Origin of the sequence: Compostibacillus humi (genome assembly GCF_014637175.1) — a bacterium.
GTDB lineage: Bacteria > Bacillota > Bacilli > Bacillales > Amphibacillaceae > Oceanobacillus > Oceanobacillus humi.
The window spans coordinates 1-3,185 of sequence record NZ_BMEV01000123.1; the positions used below are offsets into that span (position 1 = coordinate 1).

Here is a 3,185-nt window from a genome sequence, read left to right on the forward strand (position 1 = left end):
TGGTCAAGCCAAGGGCTAAAGAGCATATCCGCTAGATATGAAATTTTGCGTCATACATAATCTGGAACCGCCGTATACGGAACCGTACGTACGGTGGTGTGAGAGGGACGGAGGTTAGTCACCTCCCCCTATCTCAATGTGGAATGGGGGCAAGGAAATGAAAATACGGTGTACGTTCGTTAGAATAATCAGGAGAAGCGCTGAAATTTCGTAATATTTGCTGAAATCAAGATAGGGATAGTTAGAAAAAAGCAGAAAGCTGAATAAAGATTTTATCCGTTAGAATTCATTGGCGGAATGCTGAAATATTTGTATTATCGCTGTAATCAGGCGGGGCAGCGTTAGAATAAAAGAGGAAAGCTGAATAAAAAATTTTTTCGTTACAATAACAGGATGAAACGCTTATTTTTCGATATTTCCGCTGAAAACGGGGCAGCCAACGTTCGAATAAACAGAAGAGCCGAAATCCGGAAACGGAAAGTTCATAAACCGCCGATCTGCTGCAAACATCCGGCCGAATTCCAAAGACATGCGATACATAGAATTAATTAAGGTGACAGAAAATAATCCTATTCCTTAAATTCGTATAATTGCGCGTCTCTGTGCTATATTTAAATTGAAAGGTAATTGGAATAGATTGGAAAGGGCTTCTTGGAACTGCAGCAGAAGGGAGCAATACAATGGATATCCTTTCTTTTTTCCTTGGACTTATCCTGATTACGAATATATTTTTAGGTATGTCGATTATATTTTTGGAGAGAAAAAATCCGACGTCCACCTGGGCATGGCTCATGGTACTTTTATTTATCCCTATCGCAGGGTTTTTTATTTATCTCATTTTTGGCCGTTCCATTAATAAACGAAAAATATTTTCCTGGGACAAAAAGAGCAGGGAAGAGGTGCGGACAACGGTGGAACAGCAGCTCCGGGCCATCCGGGACGGGCATTTTGAATTTAATAAAGTGGAAATGGAAGAGTTCGATGATTTGATTTATTTGCATTTGCGTAATGACGATGCGATTTTTACGCAAAATAACCATATCGATATTTTTACCGATGGAAAGGAAAAATTTGCCCGTCTTATTGAAGATATCAAGAATGCAAAAAACCATATCCATTTGCAGTATTATATTATACGGCATGACGAACTGGGGCAAAAAATTGCCAATCTCCTCGTCGACAAAGTGAAAGAAGGGGTAGAAGTCCGCGTCCTTTTTGATGACCTCGGTTCCCGGATGATTAAAAGGAAATTTGTCCATCGCCTTCTCAACGCCGGGGTGGAGATTGAAGCATTTTTCCCTTCCCGCATTACGAAAATCAATTTGGAAATCAATTACCGCAATCATCGGAAACTGGCCATTATCGACGGCAAAATCGGCTATATCGGCGGCTTCAATATCGGGGATGAATATTTAGGCAAAAATAAGAAATTTGGCTATTGGCGGGATACCCATTTGCGCATTGTCGGGAATGCGGTGCAGCATATGCAAACAAGATTTATTCTCGACTGGAACCATGCTTCCAAAAAACACATTCCGTTTGAAAAAAAATATTTTGAGACGGAAGCAGCGGGAGACGTGGGAGTGCAAATCGTATCCAGCGGTCCGGATTCCTCCTGGCAGCAAATTAAAAACGGCTACATTAAAATGATCATGTCCGCCAAAGACTATATTTACATTCAAACGCCTTATTTTATCCCTGACGACAGTTTATTAGACGCACTGCGGATTGCCGCCCTATCCGGCGTCAAAGTAAAGCTGATGATACCAAATAAACCGGATCACCCCTTTGTCTATTGGGCAACCTTGTCCTATTGCGGGGATTTGTTGCTTGCCGGAGCGGAAGTGTATGTATACCAGAACGGATTTCTCCATGCGAAAACGATTGTCGTCGACGGCAAAATTGCCTCGGTAGGAACGGCAAATATTGACGTGCGGAGTTTCCGGCTAAATTTTGAAGTTAATGCGTTTATCTATGATGCAACGATTTCGAGAAAGCTTTTGCACGCCTTTGAGGAAGATATCGAAAAGTCGACGCAAATGACGGTGAAATTATATCAAAAACGGTCGATTGGCATTCGCTTTAAAGAATCAGTATCCAGGTTATTATCCCCGGTGTTATAGCAGTAGGGAAAAATTCAGGCATCGCAGTGAAATTGGCAGAAAGGAAGATTTATTATGGAAGGAAAACCATGTTCAGCATCCGTTGCAATGAAAACGACATTAGTCTTTCCTCCGGATACGAATCATCACGGAACTTTATTTGGAGGGAAGCTGCTGGCCCATATTGACGACGTGGCATCGATTGCGGCGATCAGGCATGCGCGAAAGCCTGTCGTTACTGCCTCGACAGACTCCGTCGATTTTCTTGCACCGGTCAAAGTCGGGCATTCGATTACGATTAAAGCTTTTGTTACGTATACCCACAAAACATCGATGGAAGTTTTCGTCAAGGTGGTGACGGAAGATCTGCTAAAAGGGGAAAGAAAAGTGTGCAACACGGCCTTTCTTACCTTCGTTGCCGTCGACGAAAGCGGTAGACCGGTTCCGGTCCCGCCGGTATATCCGGAAACAGAGGAAGAAAAGCGGCTGTTTCAAAGCGCTCCGGAACGGCGGAAGCAGCGCCAGGAACGGAGGCAGCGGGCGAAGCAAGTGGCCCAGGAGCTAGTTTTAAAAGACGATACCGATATTTAAAAAGACTCACTGCATCCTGCAGTGAGTCTATTCCTTCACTTCCACTTCTTCCCGTGTAATATAGGCGTCGGCCCAATTTTGAATTTCTTTAATGACCGGTTCCAATGCTCTTCCTTTTTCCGAAAGGGAATATTCGACCCGTACAGGAAATTCGGAGTATATTTGCCGTTGGACAATTCCTTCTTTTTCGAGAAGCTTCAGACGGTCGGAAAGCAGTCGGCCGCTAATTGGCAAATCCGATTCCATTTCCGAGAAACGCTTCGGACCCTCTAACAGATCAAACAATATTAATCCTACCCAGCGTTTGCTGATGAGTTCCATCGCTTTTTCAAACCGAGGGCATAATTGTTGTTCCATGATTTCACCCCGCTTTTTTTATCCGTATTGTCAAAAGTTTTTAAGTAAAACCTATTATTATTGCCTATATAATGCGTTTTTATACAAAAAAACTTGCCACCCCCTTAAATTTAGGTTATTTATGAAGTAACCACA

3 protein-coding genes are annotated in these 3,185 nt (G+C 42.9%); 2 read left to right on the plus strand and 1 reads right to left on the minus strand.

Translation table 11 applies throughout. The annotated features are described in order from the left end of the window. Window positions 1-680: 680 nt before the first annotated feature. Window positions 681-2,123 carry a cardiolipin synthase gene (cls, locus tag IEV18_RS16575; protein ID WP_188393467.1) on the plus strand — a complete coding sequence of 481 codons (1,443 nt, stop codon included), beginning with the start codon at window positions 681-683 and terminating at the stop codon, window positions 2,121-2,123. Window positions 2,124-2,177: 54 nt separating this feature from the next. Continuing rightward, on the plus strand, window positions 2,178-2,693 hold the full coding sequence (locus tag IEV18_RS16580; protein ID WP_188393468.1) for an acyl-CoA thioesterase: 516 nt from the start codon (window positions 2,178-2,180) through the stop codon (window positions 2,691-2,693). 27 nt (window positions 2,694-2,720) lie between these two features. On the opposite strand, the gene IEV18_RS16585 is transcribed toward IEV18_RS16580, so the two are convergent. Next, complete coding sequence (locus IEV18_RS16585) at window positions 2,721-3,050, minus strand: winged helix-turn-helix transcriptional regulator (RefSeq protein ID WP_308421583.1); 330 nt, start codon at window positions 3,048-3,050, stop codon at window positions 2,721-2,723. Window positions 3,051-3,185: the final 135 nt, after the last annotated feature.

Coding starts and splice junctions, on each gene's coding strand:
- cls (WP_188393467.1), top strand. CDS start 681: ATGGATATCCTTTCTTTTTTCCTTGGACTTATCCTGATTACGAATATA.
- IEV18_RS16580 (WP_188393468.1), top strand. CDS start 2,178: ATGGAAGGAAAACCATGTTCAGCATCCGTTGCAATGAAAACGACATTA.
- IEV18_RS16585 (WP_308421583.1), bottom strand. CDS start 3,050: ATGGAACAACAATTATGCCCTCGGTTTGAAAAAGCGATGGAACTCATC.